The organism is Corallococcus sp. AB018 (assembly GCF_003986945.1).
Taxonomy (GTDB): Bacteria; Myxococcota; Myxococcia; order Myxococcales; family Myxococcaceae; genus Corallococcus; species Corallococcus exiguus.
In genome coordinates, this window is sequence record NZ_RAWR01000101.1 from 1 (window position 1) to 26,990 (window position 26,990).

Here is a 26,990-nt window from a genome sequence, read left to right on the forward strand (position 1 = left end):
GCGTGTCGAGGGCGGGCAGGGGCTTGGGGCGGCGGCCGTGGTGCACCGAGTCCGCCAGGTCCTCCATGCTCGCGTCGATGGCGCGCGCGAAGCGCGACAGGGCCTCCTGCACCGCCGGGGTGGAGGGCACGGAGCGCCGCGACGCGAGCAGGGTGCAGACAGCCGCGAACCGGCGGGTGAAGGCGAGCAGCGTCATCAGCGGCTCCACCGCCTCCGTGCGCCAGCGCGGCTCGGTGAGCAGTCGCTGGAAGGACGTCTCCGCGTTGATGGTGGCCAGCCCCAGCTTGCGGCGCGCCTCCGCCAGCGCCGCCGCTTCCGGTGGCCCGTTCCGCTGCCACGCGCGAGCCAGCACGTTGAAGAACTCACGGTCCGCGCGCAGCGCGTCCGCCATCTGCGCCGGGAAGCGCTGGTTCTCCGAGCGCTGCCACAGGAAGAAGGTGCCCGCGAGCGCCAGCGCGCCGCCGATGAGCGTGTTGACGATGCGCACCGGCGCCAGCGTCCAGTCCCCGCTGCCCAGCTCCGCCAGCAGCACGAAGGTGAGCGTGGCGAAGATGGTGTACAGCCCGTAGTTGAGCGGGATGAGGCTCACGCACAGGGCCGCGGTGCAGAACAACAGGCCCATCATCGCGTGCGGATTCTGCAGCCAGGACGACACGGCGATGGCCAGCAGGCCGCCCACCACCGTCCCCAGCACACGCTGGAGCGCCTTGAGGTAGGTGGGGCCGGTGTACGGCTGCATGATGGTGAGGACGGTGATGGTCACCCAGTAGCCGTGGTTCGGCCGGAACACGCTGGCCACGTACACCGCCGCCGTGGTGGTCAGCCCCGCGCGCAGCGCGTGCCGCAGCACCTCTGAATCCAGCGTGAGGTGCGCACGCACCGGATCCAGCAGGGACGCGTGCGACTCCTCGGCCAGCGCGCGAGCGGGAGGCGGGGCTTCAGTGAGGGGGCCGGCCAGCCGGCACGCGGTGTCCAGCGCCACGTCCGCGCGCTCGCGCAGCTCCGTGAGCAACCGCGCGATGTCCGACAGCCGCGCCCGCTCCAGTCGCGTGACGAGTCCGCGCGCGTCCAGGTCTCCGAGCGCGTCGCACAGCGCACGCCCGTCCCACTCCGGCTGGGGCCTGCGGCTGCGGCCCTCCTGCTCCACCAGCCGCACCAGGTCCCTGGCCGTGTTCGCGCAGTCCAGCAGCGCCACGGCCACCGCCGCGCGCGGGTCTCCCACGGGGCCACTCACCGGCGGGCCCAGGCTCTCCAACTGCTCGCCCAGGGCGATGAGCCCCATGAACATCGCGTCCACGGACTCCAGCAGCACCAGCAGCCGCTCACCCCGGCCGCGCTCGACCCGGCCCTGACGCGTGGCCGCGAGCGTGGTGCGCGCCAGCTCCAGCAGCTCGCGGATGCGCCCGTGCTGCTCCTGGATGAGCGCCTGCCAGGCGTCCTCGCGCGCGCCCTGCACCGTGCGCGACAGCCCCTCCGCGTAGTCCGCCACCGCGTCGAAGCACGCCGCCACCGCCTTGCGCGCGGGCCGGTAGGGGCGGATGGGCCAGAGCACCAGCGACAGCACCATGGCCCACGCGGAGCCGCCCAGCACCGCCAGGCCGGACTCCAGTGCGTGCACGACGCTGTCAGCAGGCAGCCCCAGCGCGATGACGAAGGTGGTGGCGGCGATGTTGCCGGTGATGTTCGACGCCGCGCCGTACACGCCCGCGAAGCTGCACGCCGTCACCCACAGCAAGGTCGCGGGAATGGCCAGGGCGGGGTGCATCCCCGCGAGGCCGCCCAGCACCGCGGACACCGCCGCCGCCAGCGCCGTGCCGCCCATGGCGCGGAAGCGGGCGTGGTAGGAGCCGCCCTTGTCCACGAAGGACGTGTTGAAGCCGCCGATCGCCAGCCACAGGGTGGCGGGCAGATGCAGCGCGGTGCCCACGACGGTGGGGACGAAGAACGCGAGCGCGGCCCGGAGGCCCGCCTTCACCGCGGGCCGCACGGGCGCGAAGCGGGCCACGGCCTTCGCATGGTCCAGGAACTGACGGTGGAGCACCCGTCCCCCATAGAGCAACGCCTCCGGCCGGGCCACCGGAATCCGGGCCCGATGCCGGGGGGCGTCACTCGCGCGCCGGACGCTGGATGAGGCTCGGTGCGGGGCGGGGACCATTTCCTCGGCATGGAGCTGCGCGATGTAGCGCTCCAGCGGCGTGCCTCCCAGCCGCAGGGACAGGGCCTTTCCAAGGTGGGACCGGTGCCTGGCGGAGGACAGCCCGCCCGCTGTTCCGCGGCAGGCGGCCAGCCGGGCGCCCGGGAGGTGCTCCACTCCGAACGGATGGGCACATTTCCAGTGGGAAGCCCCCAGGAGCCGACTTAGGGACATGGCTCGCTGATGTGAGGAGCAGCGCCCGCGATGAGTCAGGATGTTCCGCAGCAGACGCCGGAGACCCTCTTCACCGGCGGCAGTCAGATGCACGCGCTGGTGCGCACGCACGACTGGGCCGCGTCACCGGTGGGGCCCGTGGCCTCCTGGCCCACGAGCCTCAAGATGCTCGTGAAGACGCTGCTCGGGTCGCGCTACCCCATGATCCTCACCTGGGGTCCGCACCTCACCCAGTTCTACAACGACGCCTATTCGCTGGTGATTGGCGACAAGCACCCGGCCGCGCTGGGCACGGACATCCGGGGCACGCTCGCGGAGGCGTGGGACTCGCTGGAGCCGCTGGTGCGCGAGGCGATGACGACGGGCGTCGCCAGCTGGGTGCCCGCGCTCCAACTGCTCCTCAACCGCAGCGGCTACCGCGAGGAGTCCTACTTCGACGTGAGCCACGCGCCCGCCTACGACGACACGGGTGCCATTGGCGGCATGCTCGCGGTGTGCGCGGAGGTGACGCCCCGGGTGCTGAGCGAGCGGCGCACGCGGCTGTTGCGCGACCTGTCCGCCCAGGCAGCGGACACGCGCAGCGTGGTGAAGACGTGCGGCGACCTGCTGACCGCCCTGGCGGACCACCCCCTGGATGTGCCGTGCGCGCTCCTCTATCTGCGCGAGGGGGACGGCAGGTCGCTGACGCTGTGCGGGACCGTGGGCATCGAACGCGGCGGCCCCCTGAGCCCGGAGACCGTGCAGTTGGATGCCGGCTCCCGGAGGGCGGCGCCGTTCCTGCGAGCGCTCGGAGGGGAGCGGGTGCGGCGCGACGGACTGGAGGCGCTGCTGTCCCTGAAGGGCGGACCGTTTGGTGACGCGGTGGGCACGTTCCTCTTCCAGCCGCTCGCGGGCTCCGGCACGGCCGCGCCGCTGGGGGTGCTCGTCACGGCGCTGTCCCCCAACCGCGCCTTCGATGAAGGCCACGCCTCCTTCAGCGAGCTGTTGAGCGCGCAGGTGGCGGCGTCGCTGCGCAACGCGCGAGCCCACGAGGAGGAGCGCCAGCGGGCGGAGGCGCTGGCGGAGTTGGACAGGGCGAAGACGGCCTTCTTCCACAACATCTCCCACGAGTTCCGCACGCCGCTCACGCTGATGCTGGGGCCGCTGGAGGACGTGCTCGCGCAGGTGCCGGTGACGGAAGCCGCGCGCAAGGACCTGGAGCTCGTCCATCGCAACGCGGGCCGCCTGCTGCGGCTGGTGAACACGCTGCTGGACTTCAGCCGGCTGGAGGCGGGCCGCATCGACTCCAGCTTCGAGCCCACCGACCTGGCCTCCTTCACCAGGGACCTCACGGGCCACTTCCGCTCCGCCATCGAGCGCACCGGCCTGTCCTTCAGCGTGGCTTGCGCCGCGCTTCCGGAGCCCGTCTGGGTGGACCGGCAGATGTGGGAGAAGGTTGTCTTCAACCTGCTCTCCAACGCCCTCAAGTTCACCTTCGAGGGCGGCATCATCGTGCGGCAGGAGGCCCAGGGCGCCTCCATCCTCCTGTGCGTCACCGACACGGGCACGGGCATCCCCGCGGAGGAGCTGCCCCACCTCTTCGAGCGCTTCCACCGCGTGCGCAACGCGCGAAGCCGCACGCACGAAGGCACCGGCATCGGGCTGGCGCTCGTGCACGAACTGGTGGAGCTGCACGGCGGAGACGTGACCGTGGAGAGCGAGGAGGGGAGGGGCACCACCTTCACCGTGCGCATCCCCCGGGGCCACGCGCACCTGCCCGCGGACCGCATCCAGGCCGCGCGTCAGCAGGAGTCCACCGCCCTGGACGCGCGCCCCTACCTCCAGGAGGCCGAGCGCTGGTCGGACGCGGAGCCCGTGCTCCGGGCGCTGAAGCCGGTGCGGGCGCTGACGGACGAGGAGCCTCCAGCAGAGGAGGCTCCCCGGGCGAAGGTGCTGGTGGTGGACGACAACGCGGACATGCGCGAGTACGTGGAGCGCGTGCTGTCGCCGTCGTTCGACGTGACGCTGGCGACGGACGGACACGCAGCGCTGGCCGCCGCGCGCGCGAGTCCTCCGGACCTGGTGCTGACGGACGTGATGATGCCCCGGCTGGGCGGCTTCGGGCTGTTGCGCGGCCTGCGCGAGCGGCCGTCCACACGCGCCGTCCCCGTGGTGATGCTCTCCGCCCGCGCCGGCGAGGAGGCCGCGGTGGAGGGGCTGGAGGCGGGCGCGGACGACTACCTGGTGAAGCCCTTCAGCGCCCGGGAGCTGGTGGCGCGCGTGCGCTCCATGCTGGAGCTGTCGCGCAGCCGCCGAGAGGCCCTGCGCCAGGAGATGCTCGCCCAGTCGCTGCGCGAAAGCGTGCAGGCCCGGGACGACTTCCTCGCGGTGGCGAGCCACGAGCTGAAGACGCCGCTGGCCGCCTTCCGCCTGCACCTGGAGCGGTTGGAGCGCAGCCTGGGAGACGACGCGCTGGGCCGCGCGAGGAGCCCGCTGGAGTCCGCCGGCCGGCAGGTGCAGCGGCTGCACGCGCTGATGGAGACGCTGCTGGACGTGTCGCAGCTCACCACCGGCCGGCTCGCGTTGGACCTGAACGACGTGGACCTCACCTCCGTGGTGGGCAACGCGGTGGCCCGGCTGCGCGAGGAGGTGGCGCGGATGGGCGTGACGGTGACGCTGGACGCGGACATGCCGCTGGTGGGCCGGTATGACCGGCTGCGCATCGACCAGGTGGTGAACCACCTGCTGACGAACGCGGCGAAGTACGGCCAGGGCCGCCCCATCGCGGTGCGCGTGGCCGCCGAGGACGGCACCGCGCGCCTCACCGTGCGCGACGAGGGCATTGGCATCAGCGAGGCGGACCGCGCGCGCATCTTCGAGCGCTTCGAGCGCGCGGTGCCCGGGCGCAACTACGGGGGCCTGGGCCTGGGACTCTGGATTGCCCGGCAGGTGGTGGAGGCGCACGGTGGCCGCATCACCGTGGACAGCGCGCCGGGCCTGGGCTCCACCTTCGTGGTGGAGCTGCCGCTCGAAGGGCTCAAGGCGGCCTGAAACACGAAGGGGACCCGGGCACGCGTCCCGGATCCCCTCCACGTCAGCTCAAGTCAGCTGCGGCCTACTGGACGGTGAACATCAGGTCGTCGCGGTCGTTGTACTCGCCGGAGATGCACGCGCTGGTCGGGGCGCCGGTGCCGTAGCGCATCTGCGCGCGCACGGCCTGGTTGGCGCCGGCGGGCAGCGTGTACGTGGCGGAGATCGTCTGCAGGTTCGCGCCCGACGGCGTGACGGAGGTGATCAACGTCCAGACGGGCGTCGTCGCGGTGGCGTTGGCCGTGTAGTACAGGTCCAGCCGATCCGACGTGGGGGTGGCGTAGGCCCAGACGGTGGCCTCCACCTTCACCTGCTTGCCCGCGGCGAAGTTGGAGCCGTCCACGGTGGACACCTTGAGGGCCTCCATGGACTCGTCGCTCTTGTAGGTGCCGCTGCTGGCGTCCTTGCACGTGCCGCGCAGCGTGTTGGGCGTGTTCACCTCAGGCCCACGGGTGCCGCGGCCGTTGAAGAGCGTGCCGCTGTCGCAGGTGGCCGCCGCCTCGCTGCAACGCAGCGTCTTGTAGGTGCTGTCGAAGGTGCCGGTCGTGGACACGTTGGCCACGGTCACCGTGCGCGCCGTCGTGGTGGTGGTGTTGCCCGAACCGTCATGCGCCTTCGCCGCCACCGTGTGGCTGCCGTTGGCCACCGTGCGGCTGTCCCACGCGTAGCTGTACGGAGAAGAGACGATGGTGCCCTTCACCACGCCGTCCACCAGGAACTCCACCTTGCTGACGCCCACGTTGTCGCTGGCCGTCGCGGTGATGCTGGTGGTGCCGTTCACCGTCGCGCCGCTGGCCGGCGCGGTGAGCGACACGGTGGGGGGCGTGGTGTCCGTGGGCAGGCCCGGGATGGTGCCCTTGCCCAGCTCCGCCAGGTACGCGGCGCCAATGCGCGCGAACTTCAGCGCGTTGTTGGCGTTGCCGTCCGTGCTGTTGGCCAGGGTGTCGTTGGCCGTGTGGATGTTGGGGTTGTCGTTGTTCATCTGCGCTTCGAACGGGAGGGACGCCGGGTAGCCCTGCGCGGTCCACGACGCGTGGTCCGAGCACCCGTAGCCGCACGTGATGTTGGTGCGCGTGTAGCCCGTGTACGTGTCGATGAGGTTGCCCAGGAACGCGTTCTGCGCCGCGTTGGTGTTGTCCGTGACGAGCGTCAGGTCCCACGTGGAGCCGCGGTAGTTGGTCATGTCCAGCTGGAGCACGCCCACCACGTTGGCGCCCGCGGACTTGTGCGCCTGCGCGATGGCCTGCGAGCCGTACAGGCCCACCTCCTCCGCTGCGTACGCCATGAACTTCACCGTGCGCGCCGGCTTGTAGCCCTTGGCCATCGCCACGCGGAAGACCTCCGACAGCGTGGCGACACCGGAGGCGTCGTCATCCGCGCCTGGCGCCGTCGCCGTGGGGCGGCTGGAGGAGCTCACGTTGATGTTGATGGAGTCCAGGTGGCCGCCAATCACCACCACCTCATCCGGGTAGACGGTGCCGGTGACGGTGGCGATGACGGACGGCTGCGTCCAGCCGGAGTGCGTGTACAGCTGCACGCTCACGTCGTCGCGTCCGGTGGCGTAGGACGTCCAGGTGTCGCGCAGCCAGCTGGCCGACTGCGTGCCGCCGGTGGAGTTGTTGTAGTAGCGGTTCGTGTAGCTGGCCAGCTGGATGATGGTGCTGCGCAGGCTGGCCTCCTGCAGGCCGGAGAACAGCGAGTTGACCACCGGCGCGTTGTCCAGCGTGTAGCTCACCAGCGACTGCACGGGCTGCGCGGGGCCGAGCGCCGCGAGCGCCGCCTCCTGCGTGTCGTGCGCCATGAAGCCCGCGCAGCGGTGATACTGGTCATGCATGATGGCGGACACGTCGCCCAGCTGCGACTCGGTGAGCTTGAGCACGCTCACCCCGTTCGCCTCGCGCACCAGGGTGGGCGCGTTCCCGCCGCGGAACGACGAGCGCACCGTGCCCACCGTCTCCGAACCGATGCTGATGTAGACCTCCTTGTCACGCGGCTCTTCGGCGGAAGCGGTGGCGCAACACAGCGACACGACCACGGGGACCACTCTCTTCAAACGCATGTTCCGCTCCGATTCCAGGCGAGGGGCGCACTGACGGGAGGCACGGCAAGGACCGCCCACGTTCAAGTCCGGGCCGTCTGGCCAGACCTCGGGGGTTGGGGGCGCATCCTGTGGAATTCAAGACACCGCCGTCAAGGCTGACAGCATCGTGAAACACGATGAGACAGCTTTCGCCGCCAACGGTAACGCACCCCGGCCACGCCGTGGACGCGCCGCGGAAGGGCTCACGCGGGTGTCACGGAAAAATGATTGGAAAATGGGAAACGCGAGGGGGAGCCGCGGAGGACGAGCGGCTTTCAGGTCTGCAGGTTCATGCTCAGCGAGCGGCCGGCCGCGAAGCGGGGCTCTGCCTGGAGCTTCTCCAGGACGCGGTCCGAGGCGACGAGCGTCACCTGGGGCAGCAGGCCCGGTTCGCTCATCCACTTCACCGCGCCCAGGAGGTGCTGGGCCTTGATGAACTCCAGGACGGCGCCGTGGAAGGCCTTGCCCTCTTCACGCCACACCTGGGCCAGCTCCGCGCGGCCACGCTTCTCCAGCGGCTGGGGAGCCTTGGAGGCCTTTGCCGCGCGCCGGTTCGGGGACTGCTCTTCACGGGGCAGGACGATGATTTCGATGAACATCGCGGCACCCTCCTGAAGGCAAGAACTGCGAAGTGGCGCGGACTATCGCACGAAGCTGCGTCGTCCCGCCGCCGCGCGCCCGCGCTTTTGTGGAAGTCGCTGCCGCTTTCACGACTTCCCGGGCGGAGCCGCCTTGACATGCGTGAATTGCGGCTCTGATGGTGGCGGGCGCGCGCGGTGTTGAACGACACCCGGCACGCAAATCACGGGAGGCAGACCATGGAACTGCACCACGGCCGCATGTTCGACCACGTCCACCTCCAGGTCCGGGACCTGGAGGCGAGCAAGCGCTTCTACCGCGCGGTGCTGGAAGTCATGGGCATCCCGGTCTTCAACGAAAGCGAGCGGCACCTGGCAGCGGACGAGCTGTTCCTCAGCAACGACCGCGAGCCCACCGCGCGCGTGCACCTGGCCTTCCAGGCGAACGACCGGGAGATGGTGCACCGCTTCCACCAGGCTGCGCTGGCCGCGGGGGGCCGTGACAACGGGGCTCCCGGGGAGCGCTCCTACCATCCGGGGTACTACGCGGCCTTCGTGTTGGATCCGGACGGCAACAACATCGAGATGGTCCACCACGGGCCCGCGAAGCGCTCGGCGCCGTCCGTCGTCTACACCTGGTGAGCCGTGAAAAGGCACGGGGGCCCCCGGTGTGGACCGGGAGCCCCCATGTCACTGAAGGACGGCTTCGCGCGTCTTGACTAGCGCGCCGTCACGGCCCGGCCGCGCACCTGCTTCGCGGACGGGGCGGTGGGGTTGGCGGCCACCGCGGACGCGACGTTGAAGACCAGGTCGTCGTGGTCGTTGTAGCTGCCCGTGACGCACGAGCTGGAGGCGGTGCCGCCGAAGCGGAACTGCGCGCGCACGGCGTGGTTGCCGGTGGTGCTGCCCACGGTGACGGGGATGGAGAACGTCTTCAGCCCCACCGCGGTGCAGGCCTGGGCAGTGGCGACGGCCGTCCACGCGGGCGTGGTGGTGTTCGTCGTGTAGTACAGGTCCAGCTGGTCCGTGGTGCCGTAGCACCACACCGTCACGTCCACGGTGAGCTGCTTGCCCGGGGTGATGGTGCCCTGGTCCACCGTCTTGAGCACGATGCGGTCGATGCTCTCATCCGAGTGGTAGACGCCGGAGGCTCCGTCCGTGCAGGTGGCGCCCAGGGTGTTGGGCTGGTTGGGCTCGATGCCGCCGGACATCGTTCCGCGCCCGTTGACGAGCGTGGGGCCGGTGTCGCAACCGCACACGGATCCGCAAGCCGGGGTGCGCAGGGTGGAGTTGTACGTGGCCACGGTGGGCGTGCACACGTTGGTGGTGGTGAAGCTGAAGGCGGTGCTGTACGGGCTCGCGCCGCAGCTGTCGGTGGCCCGCGCGCGCCAGTAGTACGCCGTGAGGTTGGACAGGCCCGGCGTCACGTTCCACGCGCTGGTGGACAGGCCGGTGGCGCTGCGCACCACGTTGGTGAACGCGCTGTCGGTGGCCACCTGCACGTCATACGCGGACGCGTTCGTCACGTCGGACCAGTCCAGCGCCGGCGCCAGCGCGACGCCCGTGGCCGCGTTGGCGGGGGCCGTCAGGGTGGGGGCCGCCAGGGTGACGCAGCCGCGCGTGGTGAAGCTTTGCGCCGCGCTCCAGGAGCTGGTGCCACCGCACGAGTTGAGCGCCCGCACGCGCCAGTAGTAGGCGGTGGTCGCCGACAGGCCCGGGGACACCGTCCAGGTGCTGGCCACCAGTGAGTTGGCGCTGCGCACCACGTTGGTGAACGCGCTGTCGGTGGCCACCTGGACCTCGTAGCCGGACACGCCCGTCACGTCCGCCCAGTCCAGCACCGCGAGCAGCTCGACACCGGTGGCGCCGGAGGAGGGGGTGGACAGCGTGGGAGCGCCGGGCGCCGCGCAGGTGGGCGTGGTGCAGGTGCAGGCGGACGCCTGACCGAAGCACGCGTTGCTGCTCGCGGGCACGACCGAGTAGCAGTACTGGCGGCCGTTGGCGACCTCCGGGTCCGTGTAGCTGGTGCCGGTGACGGTGGCCACGCGCGCCTTGCCGAAGTCACAGCCCGCGAAGCCCTCCGTCTTCATCACCCAGTACTGGCTGGCGCCCGCGGAAGCGGTCCACGACAGGCTCACCTGGCTGTCGCCCGGGGTGGCCGTGGTGGTGGGGGCCGCCGTGGGGCCCGCCGCGCAGCCGCCGTTGGTGGGCGCGGGCGTGGAGCAGGCGATGTTGTGGCGGTTGTACGCGGCGTAGATGGCCGTCATGTGCGGCGTGCCGTCCGCCAGGTTGCCGTTGTCGTCGTCCGCGGCCAGCCACTGCATGTAGCCGTTCGTCGCGCCGCAGCCGTCGGACGTGCCCGCGGTGCAGTTACAGGCGTGCCACGTGCCGATGTTGCCGGAGCCCTGGTAGAAGAGCTTGTTGCCCAGGAGGAACGCGTCGTTGGAGTTGTAGTTGAAGGGCGCCGCCGTGAGGTCGCGCGTCACCAGGTCCCACGCCGCCTGGCGCACGGGGGACGCGGCGCAGTGCACCTGCTTGCTGCACGGGCCGGAGCCGGACGAGCACATCTTGCAGGTGAAGTTCTGCGGGGTGGCCGGGATGTTCGGCGCGCTCGCCGCCCAGTCCGCGTCACGCACGCCCGAGCAGCGCAGGTTGCACCAGGACTGGCCCGTCACCTGCGACTCCTGCTGGTTGTAGCCCGTGCCGTCCGGCGTGAGGCCGCAGCCCGTGTTCGTCGTCTGGAAGAATCCGTAGCCCACGCAGGACGTCTGCAGGCGCAGGATGCCCGCGATGTCCGCGTAGCCCTCGCTGGAGTTGGACAGCGAGCCGTTGGCATCGAAGTTGTCCATGCCGTGGCCCCACTCGTGGTCGAACACCGCGCCAATCTCACCGGTGTTCCGGCAGCCGCCACCGGACTTGTAGAAGTTCACGGTGCTGCCGTTCCAGAACGCGTTGCACGTGCTGGACAGGTTCACGTTGGACGTCAGCTGGCCCTGCAGCCAGGTGTTGCTGGGCAGCCAGCCGCGGGCCACCTCCTTGATCTTGTTCAGCTCGTAGAAGCTGGAGCGCGCCGCCGGGGTGTTGCCCGCGGACGTGCCCGCGGGCACCGTGCAGTCGTGGTCGTTGTTCACGCCGCCCAGGTCCAGGCTGCCCGTGGCGGAGCTCACGTTGATGGCGCCGCAGCTGTCGGCGATCCTCACGTACTTGCCGGCGAGCGTCGTGTTGAGGGTGCCGGCGCTGTAGTTGTAGATGCCCGCGCCGTCCGTGAAGTTGTTGGGCGACGCGAAGCCCGTGTTCGCCCACGGCATGGGCGTGTTGGGCTGCATGGTGCCGCACGTCTCCTTCGACGTGCAGGTGCCGATGTTGGTGGACGGGTACACGCCGCCCTTCACCTGCGCGTCGAAGTAGTGGTTGTCATCCTCCACGGCGAGCACCTCGCCGGAGTTGGCGTCCACCGTCACCTTCCAGCGCTCGTGCTCACCGGGGTTGGAGAAGCCGTAGCTCCACACCAGCGCGTGGCCGTAGCCCTGGCCAAAGGCCGCGCCCGTGCGCGCGAACGGAGTCACCTCCAGCGTGGGCTGCTGCCACAGGCTGGTGGGCGACAGCGTCTGGCCCAGGAACGTGCTGCCCGCGGCAATGGCCTGGTTCGCGGTGAAGCGGGGCTTCGTGTCGATGCCCACGTTGGCCCACGCCTCCGTGCCCAGGAGGATGAGGTTGCCGTGGCTGATGGTGGCCGCCAGCCGGCCGTGCCGCACCGTGATGCCGTTCACCACCTGCGGGATGTGCACCTGCCACAGCGTTTCCGTCACCTGCGTCACGCGCGGCGAACCCAGCTGCAAGAGGTCCACGCCAATCGCGTCCTGATGGTCCGCGACGAACTTGAAGACGAGCTCTCCCACCACGGACTCGTCCACGCTGCCCACCGAGCGGCCCAGACCCTGGCGCACGGACTCGAGCGAGACGTTGTTGCGGAAGCCGTCACCGGGGATGAGCGGGAAGCTGCCCTGGATGCCCGTGGGCATGCCGGACAGCGGATCCAGATACACCTGCACGTTGCCGCCAAAGCGGGTGACGAACCCCGCCCATTTGTCCGCGCCCGCGCGCGGCATCAGCGACCGCGCCTTCTCCAGCGGCACGTTCTGGATGGGCAGGTAGAGGTCTGGCTTGAAGAAGGCCTTCTTCGCCGCCGCGCTCTGCTGCTCGGGCTGGGAGGGTTGGAATGCGTACGTCGTGGATGACACCAGGAGGGCAAGACAACACAACGCTGACCGCAGGGGGCGCATGACGTCTCCTCGGGTGATGCCGCCGGACGGGACCGGCGGGCTCCGGGGCGGAGCGCCTCCTGCTTAGGTCATATGCTTTTTAAGTTGGTATTGCGGTTATTCCTGATTAGGGCAGTATTTCAGAAAGTGGAAGGGAATCAACGGCTTGGAGTGTTCACTCGCTCAAGGTTGGGGCCACAGCCGGACGCGGTCGTCCTGGATGAGCTTGCCATTGACCGCGTCGGTGGTGCCGCTGGCCATGAAGCGGCGGGGCGTCTCCCGCGTGGCGACGAGCGCGGCCTCCGCCCACAGGAGCAACAGCAGCGCCCCAGCGAGCGCGGGCAGCCTCCGGGCCACGGCCGCGTGGCGCTCGCCCAGGACCTTCAATGGCAGCACCAGGAGCGGCAGGAGCGCGGGGAAGACGACGAGCAGGCCGCGCGCATAGCCGAAGAAGGCGAGCGTGATGAGCACCCGGTGCAGCACCACCAGCGACAGCAGCCGGAAGGGCGCGTGCGCGGGCTTGAGCGACAGCAGCATCCCCGCGAGGAGCAGCGCCGCCAGCGGCCACTTGAGCCACGCGGAGTCGGGGACGAACACGTCCACCGGGGCGCGCTCGCCGGTGAGTCCTCCGGGCACGTCCGACACGCCGATGCCCAGGCGCAGGCCGTCCAGCCACAGGTCCAGCTTCGTCCAGAGCAGCCGGGCCGCGTCGCCGGGCGAGGCCACCATCCAGCGCAGCCCTTCCGCGTAGCCGTGCAAGAGCAGGCGCCGGTGCTCCGGGCGGGAGGGGTCCAACTGTCCGTTGTTGCCGCCTTGATTGATGAGGGCCGGCGTGAAGCCCCCGGTGGCGCCCGAGTGGTTGGCCATGGCGAAGTTGAGCGGCCCATACACCGTGACGGGCACCCACTCCGGCAGCGGCTCCAGGTGCGGCGCCCGCGCGTTCAATTCGCGCATCGTGTCCACGTTGCGCAGGGCGGAGGGCACGAGCAGGAGCAGGGACACGCCCATCGCCGCGCCCCAGCGCAGGGCCCACGGCTTCCAGGGCCCCCGCTCGCGCGCGGTCCACGCATACGTCAGGAGGAAGGGCCACAGCCCCAGGTGCTCCGCGCGGGTGAGGGTGCCCCAGCCCATCACCGCGCCCAATCCCAACACCGCGGGCCAGGACGGCACCGCGCCGCCCATGCGCAATGCCAGCGCACAGGTGAAACACAGCCACAGCGCGGACAGCGTTTCATTGCTGTACGTGGTGGACAGCACCAGCCACCCGAAGCTCGTGGCGTACAGCCCCGCCGCCACCAGACTCCACGGCGTTCCCAACAGGCGCCGCCAGAAGCCCTGGCAGAAGGCCACCGTGGCCGCGCCCAGACAGGCGAGCGCGAGCTTGTACGGCAGCGCGCTGCCCGCGGGCTCGCCCAGCACCCGGTACAGCAGTCCCAACAGCGCGGGGAACAGGGGCGGGTGGTAGGGCAGGGCGACCGGGCCTTCGCGGCCCCTCGCCAGGTCCACCGCGGCGGTGTGGAAGAAGCGCGCGTCGCCCGCGAAGAAGACGGAGAAGGGCCAGTCCCGGTCCGGCGAACCCGCCAGGTACAGTCCGCGCAGGAGGAGGCTGGCGGCGAACGTGGCCACCATGCCCCAGGCCGCCGGGTGCCGCCGGACGGCGTCTGGCAGGGAAAGCGAGGCCACGGGCTCCTCCGGGGCAGAAAGGCGCCGCACTCTACATTGGTCCGCGCGCACGGGCCTGGGGCTGGGATATGGACGGGGTGCGTCAAAACGGGAGGACGTACATGAGCCGGGTGCTGGACGAGCTGTTGGGGCTCCTGAAGCTGGAGCCCATCGAGGAGAACCTGTTCCGTGGCGCCAGCCAGGACCTGGGCTTCCGGCAGCTCTTCGGAGGGCAGGTGCTGGGGCAGTCCGTGTCCGCCGCCAGCCAGACGGTGGAGGAGAAGCGCGCGGTGCACTCGCTGCACGGCTACTTCCTGCGCCCCGGGGACGCGAGCCTGCCCGTCGTCTACACCGTGGACCGCGTGCGTGACGGCGGCAGCTTCACCACCCGCCGCGTGGTGGCCATCCAGAAGGGGCAGCCCATCTTCACGCTGATGGCGTCCTTCCAGGGGGAAGAGCCGGGCTTCACGCACCAGGCCACCATGCCGGACGTGCCGCCGCCGGAGTCACTGCCCACGGACCTGGAGCTGTTGGGGCGCCACGCGGGCCGGATGTCGGAGCGGCACCGGGAGAAGTTCCTCTCCGCCAAGCCCATTGAGATGCGCCCGGTGACGTACGTAGACCCCTTCGAGCCCACCGCCGAGCCGCCCGTGAAGCACGTCTGGTTCCGCGCCGACGGCGCCATGCCCGACGAGCCCCAGGTGCACCGCTACGTGCTCGCGTACGCCAGCGACTTCAACCTGCTGGGCACCGCGCTCCAGCCGCACGCGCAGACGTTCCTCCAGCCGGGCTTCCAGATGGCCAGCCTGGACCACGCGCTGTGGTTCCACGGCGACCTGAAGGTCAACGACTGGCTGCTCTACACCATGGAAAGCCCCTGGGCCGGCAACGCCCGCGGCCTGGCGCGCGGGCATGTCTTCACCCGCGACGGGCGGCTCGTGGCCTCCGTGGCCCAGGAAGGGCTGCTGCGCCAGCGCACGGACGCGCGCTAGCGGAACCTCAGAACGTCAGCCGGGGCGTCGGGCCCAGGTCGATGACGCCGCCGCGGTCGTCCGGGTCCGAGCCGGTGGTGGGCTTGAAGAACATGCTCACCACCACCAGCGACCCGAGCAGCGCCGCGCCGATGGTGCCCGTCAGCAGCAGCGTCTTGCCCAGGCTGAACTCGCGCAGCCGGGCGTGGTCCACCTCCGACAGGGAAACGACGACCGGGGGCGCGGCGGCACTGGAGGTGGAGCCCTCCAGGGGCACGCCCCGGAAGCGGTCGCCGTCCACGCCCACCTCGATGAAGCGCTGGAACTCCGTGTCCGACTGGGCGGAGACCAGCGCCAGCGGCGTGTCGGAGGTGAACTGGTGTGCCTGGCCCTCCACGTCCCGCACTGTGCGCTTGCGGTCCGTGACGCGGTTGAGCATCACGTCACCCAGCTCCCGCATCAGCGCCGCGTTCTCGTCCCGGAAGCCATCCAGCCGCGTGAGCTCCGGCTTGGGAATGGCGTAGGTCGTGGTGCAGGACGCCAGCAGGGACAGGGCGGTCAGCGCGGCGCACAGACGCATGAGACGACTCCTCGGGATGGACTCGTGAAAGCCTATCCCGGAGCGTGCCCCGGCGCCTACCGGGGCACGCGGCCGGTGTCTCACTTCAACTTGTAGTTGGCGTCCAGCACGTCCGCCTGCGTCCGGCCCATCACCCAACCGTCGTGGTAGACGACGCCCACCGGCGCGATGGTGTCGTTCCGGTACAGGCCGATCTTCAGGTAGTTGAGCTGCCCGGAGTACTGCGTCGCGATGTTGCGCTTGGGCAGCACCAGCTGGCCGTCGTAGTACAGCTCCACGAAGCCCACGCTCGCGTTGGGGGACCACTTCACGTGGAAGACGAAGTCGTGCCACGTGTTGCGCACCAGCGGCGTGCGCCAGACGATGGTGCCCGGGGACCCGCCGATGTTCAGCCGCATCTCCTCGCCGTAGACGTAGAACTCCACCGGCGGCGAGCCGCAGCACCCGTCATGGTGCCACTGGGTGAAGAGCTGCCAGGTGTTCACGCTGGGGAAGTCCGCCGCGAAGCGCGTGCTCCAGCGGTACCAGTACTCGGAGCCCACCGCCTCCTTCGTCTGCTTGAAGATTTCGTTGCGGTTGCCGCTGGAGTTGATGGGGTCATCGCCCTGCTTCACCGTGGCCTTGAGGGCGTAGCCGCCCTCGCGCACCGGCGATGAGACGACCTGGAGCCGGTCCGCGGACATCATCTGCGTGCCGTCCCACTGGCTGCGGCTGCCGGACTCGAAGTCGCCCCGCCACACGATGCCGCCCGGGGTGGTGGGGGGCGGCGCCGTCGTGGTGCCGGAGCACGGGCGCGCCTCCGCGATGCTGGCCCAGTCGTTGAGGGAGTTGCCCTGCACCGTGACGCGCACCCGGCGCGCGCTCACCGACGTGAAGGCGTACGTCTCCGCCGCGGTCGTGTTGCCCTTGCTCTTGCCGCTGTACACCTGCGTATAGGTGTAGCCGTCCGGCGACACGGAGACGGTGAACGTGTTCGCGCGCTTGTTGCCCTCGTGCCAGGCCACCGACACCGCGCTCACGGCCTTGGTGGCGCCCAGGTCGAAGTCGAGCCACTGGCCCTTGCCCAGGCTGCTCCAGCGCGTGGTGAGCTGATCATCCATCGCGTTCGCCGCGACGCTGCCGGCGCCGTCGTCGCCGCTGGCCTTCACGCTGGCGGGGGTGAGCTGCGTGCAGCCGGTGGTGGTGAGATCCTCGGCGGACGTCTCGAGCGTAGGCTGGCGGTCTTCAACCGGAAGGGAACCATCCGGAGCGCCACAGCCGACGGCGCCCAGGACGAACAACGTTTCAACCAGGAGGAGGGTTTTCTTCAAGGAATTGGCCCAGGGGGAAAGGACAGGCAGTGAAAAGCCATGCTCCAACGACAGGAGACAGGGGCATGGCTGGGGGATGTCTGGCTTTACGGCGGGACAATCCCCTCTCGTGCTCCCGGACCTGTTCGACAGGGCCGCGTCGACGGGAGGAGAAAGACAGCGTGAAGGGTGTTCGGTGCTCCATCCGGCAGCGGGGGGAAAGCCTGCCGTGTTCCAAGGTGATAAACCGAATACCGAAGTTTTATTTCGAACACAAGCGACGCTGAGCCCGCTTGCATGCTGGGCAGGTTCGGAACAAAAGACAGACATCAATTTCAGACGGCCCCGTTGGAATCCTTCAACACGCCGGAAGGGACGACACGGCCCGTCGCGTGGGATGCGCACCGCCGGAGCACGGACGTTTCGCGCCGTGGGTTGTGGTGCGGTGTGGGGGAGGGTTCGCCGTGTTCCGGGCAGGGCGCTTTGGACCCGTGTCCACTTGCGGCGTGCTGAGAGGACATCCCCTTTGCCGCCGACTTGCGATGACGGGAGAATCAGGCAGAAACCCCGTCCGCAATGTTCGTATTTTTCCAGGAAGCCCGCCGCGCGGCGGCCATGAGGCCGGTCGAGTGACGCACCCCATGTCGCGCCCCGACTCCGAGCAGGTGCCCCGGAGCGAGCGCAAGCCGCTGTACGTGAAGGTGGTGACCCAGCCGGCGTTGCATGGCTGCTGGTCCGTGAACATCAGCGAGACGGGCATCGGGCTCATCGCCACGCCGCGCAGCCCCTCCGAGGGCCCGCGCGAGAACGAGCCGGTGGAGATGGCCTTCTCGCTGCCGGACACGGGCGCCCACGTGCGGGTGCACGGCACGGTGCGTTGGCGCCACGACACGGCGGGCGGCGGGGGCACCGTCGCGGCGCTGGGCATCAGCTTCGGCGCCTTCGACGCGGCGGACGGCGTGAAGCTGGCGCGCTACCTGGCCACGTCCCACCTGCAGGTGGTGGCGGCCTTCGCCTCGGACGACGAGTCGCGCGCGGTGCGCCAGGCCCTGGACGGCGTGGCCACGCCGCACTTCGCCGCCACCGCGGAGGACGTGCACGCGCTGCTCACGCGCGGGGACATGGCGGTGCTGTTGGTGTGCGGCCAGGACGAGTCGCGGGCGCTCGCGCTGGTGGAGTCCCTGGCGGAGCTGCGCGCGGAGGTGGACCCCACGGGGGCGGGGCCGCCCAGCGACCTGGCCTCGCGCATCGTCTACTGCGCCCCCGCGGCCCCCGAGCGGCTGGTGGCGCTCTTCAACTCCGGCCGCATCTACCGGGCGCCGGGGGCCTGGCCGGACCCGGAAGCCATGCGCGAGGCGGTGCTCCAGGCAGGGCGCGAGCATGGCTTCCGCACGGAGCAGTGGCGCATGGCGCTGGAGCTGGAGCGCAACCTCATGCGCGAGCGCGCGCTGGCCCAGACGCCGGTGGTGGGCGTGGGCCGCCACGGGGAGGACCTGGGCTTCCGCAGCCCGCCCATGCAGCGGGTGATGGAGATGGTGCGTCTGGTGGCCCCCCACCGGGTGGCGGTGCTGCTGCAGGGCGAGACGGGCACCGGCAAGGAGGTGCTGGCGCGCATCCTCCACCGCCTCTCCGGCCGGGGGGACCTGCCGCTCGTCGTCCAGGACTGCGGCGCGCTCACGGAGACGCTGCTGGAGAGCGAGCTGTTCGGCCACGTGAAGGGGGCCTTCACCGGCGCGGTGTCGGACCACCCGGGCCTCTTCGTGCTGGCCAACGGCGGCACCATCTTCCTGGATGAGATTGAGAACACCACGCCCAACCTCCAGGCGAAGCTGTTGCGCGTGCTGGAGACGGGCGACATCCGCCCGGTGGGCGGCACCCAGGTGCGCCACGTGGACGTGCGCGTGGTGGCCGCGAGCAACCGGGACCTGGGCGAGGAGGTGCGCGCCGGCCGCTTCCGCGCGGACCTCTTCTACCGGCTCAACAGCTTCACCATCGACATCCCGCCCCTGCGCGAGCGCCCGGAGGACATCCCGGAGCTGGCCCGCGCCTTCGTGGAGCAGTTCAACCGCACCCTGAAGCGCTCCGCCACGGGCGTGGCCCCGGACGCGGACGAGGTGCTGCACGGCTATGGCTGGCCGGGCAACGTGCGCGAGCTGCGCAACGTGGTGGAGCGAGCGGTGCTCCTGTCCCGGCCCGGGGAGATGCTCACCCGGCGCCTGTTGCCGCCCGCGCTCCTCAACAACACGCTGCCCCGGGCGGACCCCACCGGGGATGGTTCGCTGAGGGCCCGGCTCCAGCAGGTGGAGCGCGACCTCATCCGCGAGGCCCTGGAGCGCCATGGCGGCGTCCTGCGCCGAGCCGCCGTGGCCCTGGGCATGGACCCCGTGACGTTGGGCCGCCGGGCCCGGCGCCACGGGTTGTGGAAGGCGGAGTAGCCCTCCGCCCTCCACGCCTTCGTCAGTGCGCCCGCATCCACTGGAGCATGGGCTGCCACACGCGCACGCGCGCGTCCCTGGCGAGGAACAGGTCCGCGTGGCCGAAGTCCAGCTCGCGCTGCGCTTCCGGCCGGCTGCGCACGATGAGGTGGGTGACGTCCGTGCTGCCCAGGAGGCGCGTGGAGTACTCGCCGTAGCGGCCCACGCCGCCCGCCGCGCCCACGTACAGCACCGGCACCTTCACGTCCTTCAGGTGGTCGTCGTAGGGCACGTCCAGGCCGCACAGCTGCTTCTCCGTCTCCACCACCTCGTTGAGGCTCTGGTAGGGCACCGCCAGCTGGAGGTAGTCGAACAGGGTGGGCTCCGACGTGAAGGCCGTCCTGTCCGGAAGGCCGGCGGTGTCCGGCACGCTGCCCGCCAGGTGGTAGCCCGGCGTGATCGGCTGGAGCGGCGCCAGGAGCGCCCCGGTCCGCCCGGCGGCGATGACCGCGAACTTCCGGTTGGTGGGCCGGACCGGGCCCGCGAAGCCCGCCGGGGCCAGCGGGGACGGAGCGTTGGGAGCGCGGGTCGCCAGCTCACCCATGGTCTTCACCGGCATGCCCGGCGCGGGCCCCAGCAGGCCCCCTTCCGTGCGGCCCTCGTCACGGGCGGCCTGGAGCGCCTCGTACCGCTGGCACGCCCACTGGCGCTGCTCGGCCGCGTCCGGCCCGTAGCGCAGCACCATGTCCATGGGCACGAAGCCGTCCACCCGGCGCAGGGCGCGCGGACGCTGCGACTCCCCGTCCAGGTACGCGTACCCGAGGGTCGCGCCCCGGCTCCAGCCCAGCAGGAACATCCGGTCGTTGTTGCCGCCGTTGCCGGACAGCCGCCGCACCACGTCCGCCAGCGCCAGGCCCGTGCCCACGTCCTTCACGTGCGACTGCATGTTCCAGTCCTCCATGAACTGGAAGTTCGTCTCCGCCTCCGGCACGCCCACCCAGCGCAGGTCCAGGCCCCACACGTCCACGTCCTGGCTCGCCAGGAACGTTGCCAGGGAGCGGTTCTCCGGCATCGTCGTCACGCAGGTGTTGGTGAGGAACGCGGGCACGAAGCCCCACAGGTCCCCGTGCACCATGAACACCGCCCGGCTGCTGCGCGCCGGAATCCACGGGTACGCCTCGCGCACCACGCGGTGCACGGTGATGGCGTCGTACTTCCCCGTGCCCACCCGCACCTTCCAGCTGTAGTGCGCCAGGCCACCGCCCAGCACCTCTCGCTTCGTGCTGGAGGCCACCAGGCCCGCCGCCACCAGTGGCCGCGTCCACGGATCCGCCTGAAGAGTCACTTCGTGCGCGTCCCCCGGATTCGCGCGCAGCGCCACGAACAACGCCAGCATCGCCCACAGGCTCAACGTCCCACGCATACCGACCTCGGATCGCATTGAGGGTCCCCCACGCAGACAAGCGCCAGGCTCTGACACCCGGTGCCTCCCGATGCAGGCCTTCCCAGAGCACCTTCCGCGCCAGGGCCCAAGTAGTTGATTTCATTGGTGCTGCCCCGCAGGGCAAGCTTCACCGGTGAAGGCCGCTGGACGCCGCTCCCAGCACCCTCCGAGTGAATAAACGCAGGACGCCGCGTACTTCAATGCTGAGACATGCGGACCACGAATGGAGCGGGTCCCCTGGGACTGAACGGACACCCCCGCCGGCCCCCCAGGGTGTGTTTGTTCATTCAATCCAACACATACATTTGAAACAGGCAAGTCCTGGATGTTAGGGGACGACGGCGGGGCAATCGCCCGGGGGCGGTGGGACGGGAGACAACATCGGGTCTCACCCTGACTCCCCTCGGAGGGGGAGGACCCATGCCCGAGACCGTCTTCGTCGACAACATCTGGAACGACTTCGCGCACAGCTACGATCAAATGATCCCCGAGCTGCCGTGCTACCAGCGGCAGCGCGAGAAGATCCTCCGCGACACCCGGGAGCGCTCCTACGTCATCGACGCGGGGTGTGGCACGGGGCTCGTGAGCGAGCCCCTGGTACGGCGTGGGCAGCGCGTCGTCGGCTTCGACAACAACCAGGCCATGCTGGCCCTGGCGGTGCGCCGCCGCGCGAAGGAGCCGGAGGCGGTGCGCGCCCGCTGGACGCTGTTGCCCGGGGACGTGACGACCTTTCCCCTGGAGGTGGAGGGGGCCGCGGACGCGGTGGTGATGAACAACGTCCTCTTCTACGTGAAGGACCCGGAGGCCGTGCTGCGCGAGGCCTGGACGCACCTGAAGCCCGGCGGCGTCCTGTGCATGACGAGCAACAAGCGGCCCCGGCCCGACCTGGAGCTGGTGCTGAAGAACTCCATCCGGGAATGGGAGTCCCAGGGACGCTGGACGGAGAGCCTCCAGCGCGCGGTGAACCACCACCGCACCTGCGCCCAGCGGCTCACCACGGACCCCAACGAGATGGTCACCTTCCTGGACACGGACCAGGCGGTGAAGCTGCTGGAGAAGGTGGGCTTCAGCGAGGCGCTGGTGGCCGACGGCGACGACTACTACGGCGAGAACTTCTACGTCTGCATGCGCAAGTAGGGAGCCCTTCCATGAGCAACGTGAACCCCCGTTTCCAGCGCAACCTGGGCGTCCTCCACCCGCAGACCATGGACAAGCTCGCCAGCACCCACGTGCTCGTCGCCGGCGTGGGCGGCGCCGGAGGCCAGTGCGCGGTGGACCTGACGCGCCTGGGCTTCGGCTGCCTGACGCTCGCGGACTTCGACGTCTACGAGCGCCACAACATCAACCGGCAGATTGGCTGCTTTGAAAGCACCCTGGGCCAGCACAAGGTGGACGTGGTGGAGCGCATGTGCCGGGACATCCACCCGGACCTGCGCGTGCACAAGCTGAAGGAGGGCATCACCGACGCCAACGTGGCGCACGTGCTCCAGGGCCTGGGCGGCCTGCCGCCGGTGGACTACGTGGTGGAGGTCATCGACATCGCGGGGGCCCGCGCCAAGGAGTCGCTCCACCAGACGTGCCGGGAGATGGGCATCCCCATCATGACCGGGCTGATGCTGGGCTTTGGCGCCGCGCTGCACGTCTTCCAGCCGGACGCGCCGCTCTACGAGGAGCTCTTCATCCTCCCGGATGGCCGCATCGACCTGCCGAAAATCATCCCGCACCTGGGCAGCTACATGCTCCAGGAGTACATGGATGCCTGCTACCAGGGGAAGGGCCACGCGCCCACGTGCGTGATTGGCGCCACCACCGCCGCGGGGCTGATGGTGAGTGAAATCATGCGAGGCGTGATGCTGGGGGCTCGCGCGATGGTGTCCTGGCCCGAGTACCTCTACGTGGACCTCTTCGACCACCGCTACGTGCGCGGCTCCGTCAGCGCCACCCGTCCGGCCCGCCCGGTGGGGCAGGGCGCGAGGGGCTGAAAGGGTCGCCCGCGCGAAGGCTTCTCTCTCCGGGGCCGGGGGCCCTTCTGAAGGGCCCCCGAATCCCCCCGGGGACTACATCACCACGCCGCGCGACCGCGCTTCGTTCACCAGCTGCGTTCCATCCACGCCCAGCCGCCGGGCGATGAAGCCCGCCGCCCCGTCCGCGTTCTTGTGCACGCGGATGAACTGGTCGTCATACGTGCGCGTGACGATGAGCATCCCCGACACGATGACGCGCTGGAGGTTGTGCTGCAGCTCGTTGCCTTCGATGATGACGTGGATTTCGGAGAACAGCGCCCGCGCGTCCGACAGCATGTTGGACAGGTGCCGCCGCTGTTCGCTGTTGGGGACCGCGGACTTCGCTCCCGCGATTGTCACCAGCACCAGCGGCTGCTGCTGATGTTGTTGGTAGGCGGCCTGCATCTTCTGGAACACCGCCTGAATCTCTTCCGGCGTCGGTGGAGCGTCCCAGCGCAGGAAGAACACCTTGTCGATGACGTCTGTCTTGTAGACCGGAAGTGCCATGGCGTTCGCGACTCCTTCGTGTCGGACCCAGCGGCCGTCCCGGTCGGTACGCGTCCGGGCTTTCTCCCTGGGCCTATGGGACATCCTGCTCTTCAGCCGCGGTCAAGAAACTAGCCCTGGAGGCTGACATTGCTGAGACGACACATCGGCTCGGCCCTGACGGCGTCACGGACTGTGTGTTCGCCTCGGAGGCCCCCTTGGATGTCAGCTGTTGGATGCTGAACCCAGACGCCAGGGCTGCCCGCCCTGTCTGCCTATTCCGTTCCATGTAACAAGTTTCAACGGCGATTCCCCATGAAAACAAGAAGGCCCCGGGAGCACGGTGGCTCCCGGGGCCTTCAAGAGACTTCAGGTCTTCAAGCGGAAGCGGTTACCCGCCAGAGACGGTGGTCTCCACCAGGTTCGCGTCGCCGTTGATCTGCGCGTCCGTGAAGAGGATGGGGCGCCACTGCTTCTGGGAGTAGCGCAGGGTCTGGTCCGCGTAGTGCGGGGACTTGGGGTCGCCGGACTGGCTGTAGGTCAGCACGGCGTTGGCGTTGGGGCCCGCGTCGGTGAACTGGAGCGCCATGATGAAGGAGCTGCCGTTGTTGATGGGGTAGCCCTCCTTCGCCAGCAGGGTGTTGGCGTTGTACGTGGCCGTGTGGGGCTGGGCGAAGTCGAACACCGTGGTGCGGGCGGCGCCGTAGGACATCACGTTGGTGATGCCCTCGCGGTGCATGCCGCCGTGCAGGGGGATGGCGGTGCCCGAGCGGGTGGTGAACTGCACCTGGCCCAGCGTCTTGTCCAGCGCGTTGCCGGAGCGGTTGATGGTGAAGACGGCCTGCGCCAGCTTCACCAGCACCGGGTCGTCACCCGTGGCGGGCGCGGGCGTCAGGGTGTTGGGCGTGGCGATGGGGTTGGCCGGGTCGAAGGCCACGTCGAACAGCGGCCCCTTGTTGACCAGCTGCGCGCCGGTGTACGCGCCCAGGAACTCGCGGAAGATGAACGCGCCCTTCTGGTCCAGGTCGTAGCGCCCGTTCCAGCCGGCCAGCAGCGCGCAGGCCTGGCTGATGTCCACGGCGGTGCCGTTGTAGGTCGCCGTCGTCTTGCCCGTGCAGCGCTCCACGACGGCCGCGCGCAGCAGCTCCTCCATGGAGCTGCGGTTGCTGAACACGGCCGTCTTCAGCTCGTCGAAGCTGAACTTGCCGTCCGCGCCGGAGGCGCCGGTGGCCGTGGCCTCCGTGAGGACCTTGGCGTTCATGCGCGTGCGCGGCGACTGGGCGACGCCTTCGAAGCCGTGCAGCGGGGAGAAGCCGGTGAGCGGCGCGGCGGGGTTGGCCAGCCAGTAGCTGTCGTTCGCGTTGAAGACGAAGTCCTTGCGCTCCAGCTGCGGCACCTTGGCGAAGGGCACGAGGCCGGGGCTGCGCGAGCCCGGCTCCACCTGCCACTCATTGGCCGGATCGCTGCCGTTGAGCACCACGAAGCCCAGGGCCTGGAAGATGCCGTAGGTGACGTTGAGGGCGGGCGTGTTCGCCTCGGTGGCCCACTTCGTGTACGCGTCCTTCGTGAGGTTGGGCGTAGGCGTGGCGTCCGTGTACCAGGCGTTGCCGTCCTTGTCGGCGAACATGGTGTTCACCCAGGGCAGGCCCTGTTCGGTGGCGTAGACGCTCTTGAACTCGGCCAGCGTCTTGGCCTTGTTCATGCCGTGGAACTGGTCCAGGAACTTGGTGTTGTCGATGTTCGCGTCACGCAGCGTGAGCGCCGTCTGGCTGTTCCAGCCCAGCGCGCCGGGGGGGAAGCCCGCCGGGGCGGCCGAGTCCGGGAAGGCGATCATCGGGCCGTAGTGGCTGAACCAGACGGTCTGCGTGTAGTTCGTCAGCGACCCTTCCGACAGCTTCACCAGGATGGTGAAGGTCTTGGAGGTCATCTGGCGCTCTTCGGTGCCGTACTTGTAGACGGTCGGCTTCCCCGGGACCAGCTGCACCTGGTAGATGGTCGCGCGCTGGCCGGCGGAGAACGTGTGCGTCCAGGCCAGGTTGTCATTGAAGCCGATGAGCACCGCCGGCACGCCCATGAGGCCCACGCCGTAGACGTTCATCTGGCCCGGCACGGTCAGCTGGCTCTCCCACAGGCGCAGCTCGCCTTCCCAGGGGAAGTGCGGGTTGGCCATCACCATGCCCTTGCCGTTGTCGGTGCGCTCACCGCCCAGGGCCCAGCCGTTGCTGCCGAAGTCCGCCAGCTTCAGCCGCTGGAGTTCCTCCAGCGACGGCATCTGCGGGCGCAGCGCGGCCTGCTTCGGGTCCACGGACTGCGCGCCCACGGTGGGGGGCGTGGCGGACGGGATGGTGAGCGCCAGCGCGTTGATGCCCGCCAGCAGCGTCAGGTCCGTGTTGTACGCCAGCAGGTCCACCGGGGTGATGGGCTTGACCCAGGCCGCGTTGGCGCACTCGGTGGGACGGGCCTCCGGGGGCGTGTCCTGCAGGTACTTGTTGTAGCCGGCCACATAGCCGGTGACCATGTCCTGCATTTCCTGGGACAGGGTGGGGAAGGCCGCTTCCGCGCGCCCCATCAGGTCCATGGCCAGGTACGCCAGGTCGCTGCCCACGTGCTTGTTGCCCGCGCCCTGACCCAGGTAGCGCGCGCGCTCGCCGCGCACCTTGAGGACCTGATCCGCGAGGGTGCAGACGTGGTCCTGCGCGAAGGCATAGCCCTGGCCGAAGCCCAGGCTGCCGTAGTTGTCCGCGGTGATGTGCGGAATGCCGTACGACGTGCGCTTGATCTTCGCCGTGTACTTCGGAGTGGTCGGCGTCGGAGTCGGGTCGACCGGCTCCTTGTCGTCACATCCGCTGCTGAACGCGGCGAGCGACAGGGACGCGATGAGGGAGAAAGAAAGACGGCGGGTCCGGACAGAACGGAACCCACCGCGAGGAGGAAGATTATCGGGGATGTGCTCGGGCATGGCGGCCCGGAGACTAGGAAGGTGGCGATTCGCCGGTCAATGTTTCTGGGATTTGACTTTTCCACGGAGACGAAACGGACGGATGCGTTGCGTCGTGGGTTTGGGAAAGCCGGAAAGACGGTGTGTGTTACATGTGAGCCATGACGTCCGAGCCCTCGTCGCCGCCCGCGGCGCGCCGCCAGCGCCGCCACTTCTCCATGATTCGCACCTTCGTGCTGGCGGACTTCGTCACGCTCGGCAACGGCTTCTCCGGCGCCGGGGCCATCCTGGCGGCCATGCAGTCGCTGGCCACCAACAACCCACGCTGGTTGTGGGTGGCGTTCTGCCTGATGCCGGTGGCGCTGGCGATGGACGTGGCGGACGGCCGCATCGCCCGGTGGCGCTTCCGCAAGTCGCCGCTGGGCGCGGACCTGGACTCGCTGGCGGACGTCATCTCCTTTGGCATGGCGCCCGCGGCGCTGGCGTTCGCGGTGGGCCTGCGCGGCAACCTGGACGTGGCGGCGCTGCTCTACTTCGTCGCGTGTGGCATCAGCCGCCTGGCGCGCTTCAATGTCACGTCCGCGGAGCTGTCCGACGGAACCGGCAAGGTGAAGTACTTCGAGGGCACCCCCATCCCTACCAGCCTGGTGCTGGTGATGGTGCTGGCGGTGGCGACCTGGCAGGGCCGCATTGGAGACGCGTTGTGGGGCGGGGTGTGGAACCTGGGCCCGCTCCAACTGCACCCGCTGGCGCTGCTCTACGTGGTCAGCGGCAGCGCGATGATCAGCAAGACGTTGCGGATTCCGAAATTCTGAAGTCTTCCGCCGGGGTGGGCGGGGGTGGTGC

17 protein-coding genes are annotated in these 26,990 nt (G+C 69.8%); 7 read left to right on the forward strand and 10 right to left on the reverse strand.

Going from position 1 to position 26,990, the window contains the following annotated elements; genetic code table 11:
• Positions 1 to 2,368, reverse strand: a 2,368-nt coding sequence (locus tag D7Y11_RS21835; RefSeq protein WP_148139223.1) for an FUSC family protein, incomplete at its 3' end; no start/stop codon positions are given.
• A gap of 30 nt (positions 2,369 to 2,398) precedes the next feature.
• Here D7Y11_RS21835 and D7Y11_RS21840 point away from each other — a divergent pair.
• Positions 2,399 to 5,398, forward strand: a complete 3,000-nt coding sequence (locus tag D7Y11_RS21840) for an ATP-binding protein (protein WP_126934672.1) — start codon at positions 2,399 to 2,401, stop codon at positions 5,396 to 5,398.
• Between the two features lie 64 nt (positions 5,399 to 5,462).
• Here D7Y11_RS21840 and D7Y11_RS21845 read toward each other — a convergent pair whose 3' ends face one another.
• A complete protein-coding gene (locus D7Y11_RS21845) occupies positions 5,463 to 7,496 on the reverse strand; it encodes a M20/M25/M40 family metallo-hydrolase (protein WP_120577968.1) in 2,034 nt (677 codons plus the stop codon).
• 296 nt (positions 7,497 to 7,792) lie between these two features.
• Positions 7,793 to 8,116, reverse strand: a complete 324-nt coding sequence (locus tag D7Y11_RS21850) for a hypothetical protein (RefSeq protein WP_120577969.1) — start codon at positions 8,114 to 8,116, stop codon at positions 7,793 to 7,795.
• 219 nt (positions 8,117 to 8,335) lie between these two features.
• Here D7Y11_RS21850 and D7Y11_RS21855 point away from each other — a divergent pair, with 219 nt between their 5' ends.
• Complete coding sequence (locus D7Y11_RS21855; protein ID WP_126934673.1) at positions 8,336 to 8,737, forward strand: VOC family protein; 402 nt, start codon at positions 8,336 to 8,338, stop codon at positions 8,735 to 8,737.
• A 77-nt stretch (positions 8,738 to 8,814) separates the two neighbouring features.
• Here the strand turns inward: D7Y11_RS21855 and D7Y11_RS21860 are convergent, their stop codons facing one another.
• Both D7Y11_RS21860 and D7Y11_RS21865 read right to left on the reverse strand, forming a co-directional pair.
• The gene (locus D7Y11_RS21860; protein ID WP_126934674.1) at positions 8,815 to 12,378 is read right to left on the reverse strand and encodes an endopeptidase; all 3,564 of its coding nucleotides are present in this window, start codon (positions 12,376 to 12,378) and stop codon (positions 8,815 to 8,817) included.
• 162 nt (positions 12,379 to 12,540) lie between these two features.
• Positions 12,541 to 13,986, reverse strand: coding sequence for a glycosyltransferase family 39 protein (locus D7Y11_RS21865; RefSeq protein WP_120577977.1), 1,446 nt, complete (start codon positions 13,984 to 13,986; stop codon positions 12,541 to 12,543).
• 155 nt (positions 13,987 to 14,141) lie between these two features.
• Between D7Y11_RS21865 and tesB the strand changes: the two genes are divergently transcribed.
• A complete protein-coding gene (tesB, locus tag D7Y11_RS21870; RefSeq protein ID WP_120577972.1) occupies positions 14,142 to 15,011 on the forward strand; it encodes an acyl-CoA thioesterase II in 870 nt (289 codons plus the stop codon).
• A gap of 7 nt (positions 15,012 to 15,018) precedes the next feature.
• Here the strand turns inward: tesB and D7Y11_RS21875 are convergent, their stop codons facing one another.
• Both D7Y11_RS21875 and D7Y11_RS21880 read right to left on the reverse strand, forming a co-directional pair.
• Positions 15,019 to 15,570 (reverse strand): hypothetical protein, encoded by a 552-nt coding sequence (locus D7Y11_RS21875; protein ID WP_126934675.1) that lies wholly within the window; start codon positions 15,568 to 15,570, stop codon positions 15,019 to 15,021.
• Positions 15,571 to 15,650: 80 nt separating this feature from the next.
• Positions 15,651 to 16,880 (reverse strand): heparin lyase I family protein, encoded by a 1,230-nt coding sequence (locus tag D7Y11_RS21880; RefSeq protein WP_120577974.1) that lies wholly within the window; start codon positions 16,878 to 16,880, stop codon positions 15,651 to 15,653.
• Positions 16,881 to 17,500: 620 nt separating this feature from the next.
• Here D7Y11_RS21880 and D7Y11_RS21885 point away from each other — a divergent pair.
• Positions 17,501 to 19,294 carry a sigma 54-interacting transcriptional regulator gene (locus D7Y11_RS21885; protein ID WP_120577978.1) on the forward strand — a complete coding sequence of 598 codons (1,794 nt, stop codon included), beginning with the start codon at positions 17,501 to 17,503 and terminating at the stop codon, positions 19,292 to 19,294.
• Positions 19,295 to 19,316: 22 nt separating this feature from the next.
• On the opposite strand, the gene D7Y11_RS21890 is transcribed toward D7Y11_RS21885, so the two are convergent.
• Complete coding sequence (locus D7Y11_RS21890; protein WP_126934676.1) at positions 19,317 to 20,696, reverse strand: hypothetical protein; 1,380 nt, start codon at positions 20,694 to 20,696, stop codon at positions 19,317 to 19,319.
• A gap of 441 nt (positions 20,697 to 21,137) precedes the next feature.
• On the opposite strand from D7Y11_RS21890, the gene D7Y11_RS21895 reads away from it, so the two are divergent.
• Complete coding sequence (locus D7Y11_RS21895) at positions 21,138 to 21,854, forward strand: class I SAM-dependent methyltransferase (protein WP_120581338.1); 717 nt, start codon at positions 21,138 to 21,140, stop codon at positions 21,852 to 21,854.
• 11 nt (positions 21,855 to 21,865) lie between these two features.
• Complete coding sequence (locus tag D7Y11_RS21900; protein WP_120581339.1) at positions 21,866 to 22,699, forward strand: ThiF family adenylyltransferase; 834 nt, start codon at positions 21,866 to 21,868, stop codon at positions 22,697 to 22,699.
• A gap of 75 nt (positions 22,700 to 22,774) precedes the next feature.
• Here the strand turns inward: D7Y11_RS21900 and D7Y11_RS21905 are convergent, their stop codons facing one another.
• Both D7Y11_RS21905 and D7Y11_RS21910 read right to left on the reverse strand, forming a co-directional pair.
• Entirely contained in the window at positions 22,775 to 23,227 is a 453-nt protein-coding gene (locus tag D7Y11_RS21905; protein WP_120581340.1) for a DofA protein, read from the reverse strand.
• A gap of 370 nt (positions 23,228 to 23,597) precedes the next feature.
• Positions 23,598 to 26,165 (reverse strand): acylase, encoded by a 2,568-nt coding sequence (locus D7Y11_RS21910; protein WP_126934677.1) that lies wholly within the window; start codon positions 26,163 to 26,165, stop codon positions 23,598 to 23,600.
• A 140-nt stretch (positions 26,166 to 26,305) separates the two neighbouring features.
• Here D7Y11_RS21910 and D7Y11_RS21915 point away from each other — a divergent pair, with 140 nt between their 5' ends.
• On the forward strand, positions 26,306 to 26,959 hold the full coding sequence (locus D7Y11_RS21915; RefSeq protein WP_120581342.1) for a phosphatidylcholine/phosphatidylserine synthase: 654 nt from the start codon (positions 26,306 to 26,308) through the stop codon (positions 26,957 to 26,959).
• Positions 26,960 to 26,990: the final 31 nt, after the last annotated feature.

Coding starts and splice junctions, on each gene's coding strand:
- D7Y11_RS21840 (WP_126934672.1), top strand. CDS start 2,399: ATGAGTCAGGATGTTCCGCAGCAGACGCCGGAGACCCTCTTCACCGGC.
- D7Y11_RS21845 (WP_120577968.1), bottom strand. CDS start 7,496: ATGCGTTTGAAGAGAGTGGTCCCCGTGGTCGTGTCGCTGTGTTGCGCC.
- D7Y11_RS21850 (WP_120577969.1), bottom strand. CDS start 8,116: ATGTTCATCGAAATCATCGTCCTGCCCCGTGAAGAGCAGTCCCCGAAC.
- D7Y11_RS21855 (WP_126934673.1), top strand. CDS start 8,336: ATGGAACTGCACCACGGCCGCATGTTCGACCACGTCCACCTCCAGGTC.
- D7Y11_RS21860 (WP_126934674.1), bottom strand. CDS start 12,378: ATGCGCCCCCTGCGGTCAGCGTTGTGTTGTCTTGCCCTCCTGGTGTCA.
- D7Y11_RS21865 (WP_120577977.1), bottom strand. CDS start 13,986: ATGGTGGCCACGTTCGCCGCCAGCCTCCTCCTGCGCGGACTGTACCTG.
- tesB (WP_120577972.1), top strand. CDS start 14,142: ATGAGCCGGGTGCTGGACGAGCTGTTGGGGCTCCTGAAGCTGGAGCCC.
- D7Y11_RS21875 (WP_126934675.1), bottom strand. CDS start 15,570: ATGCGTCTGTGCGCCGCGCTGACCGCCCTGTCCCTGCTGGCGTCCTGC.
- D7Y11_RS21885 (WP_120577978.1), top strand. CDS start 17,501: ATGTCGCGCCCCGACTCCGAGCAGGTGCCCCGGAGCGAGCGCAAGCCG.
- D7Y11_RS21890 (WP_126934676.1), bottom strand. CDS start 20,696: ATGCGTGGGACGTTGAGCCTGTGGGCGATGCTGGCGTTGTTCGTGGCG.
- D7Y11_RS21895 (WP_120581338.1), top strand. CDS start 21,138: ATGCCCGAGACCGTCTTCGTCGACAACATCTGGAACGACTTCGCGCAC.
- D7Y11_RS21900 (WP_120581339.1), top strand. CDS start 21,866: ATGAGCAACGTGAACCCCCGTTTCCAGCGCAACCTGGGCGTCCTCCAC.
- D7Y11_RS21905 (WP_120581340.1), bottom strand. CDS start 23,227: ATGGCACTTCCGGTCTACAAGACAGACGTCATCGACAAGGTGTTCTTC.
- D7Y11_RS21910 (WP_126934677.1), bottom strand. CDS start 26,165: ATGCCCGAGCACATCCCCGATAATCTTCCTCCTCGCGGTGGGTTCCGT.
- D7Y11_RS21915 (WP_120581342.1), top strand. CDS start 26,306: ATGACGTCCGAGCCCTCGTCGCCGCCCGCGGCGCGCCGCCAGCGCCGC.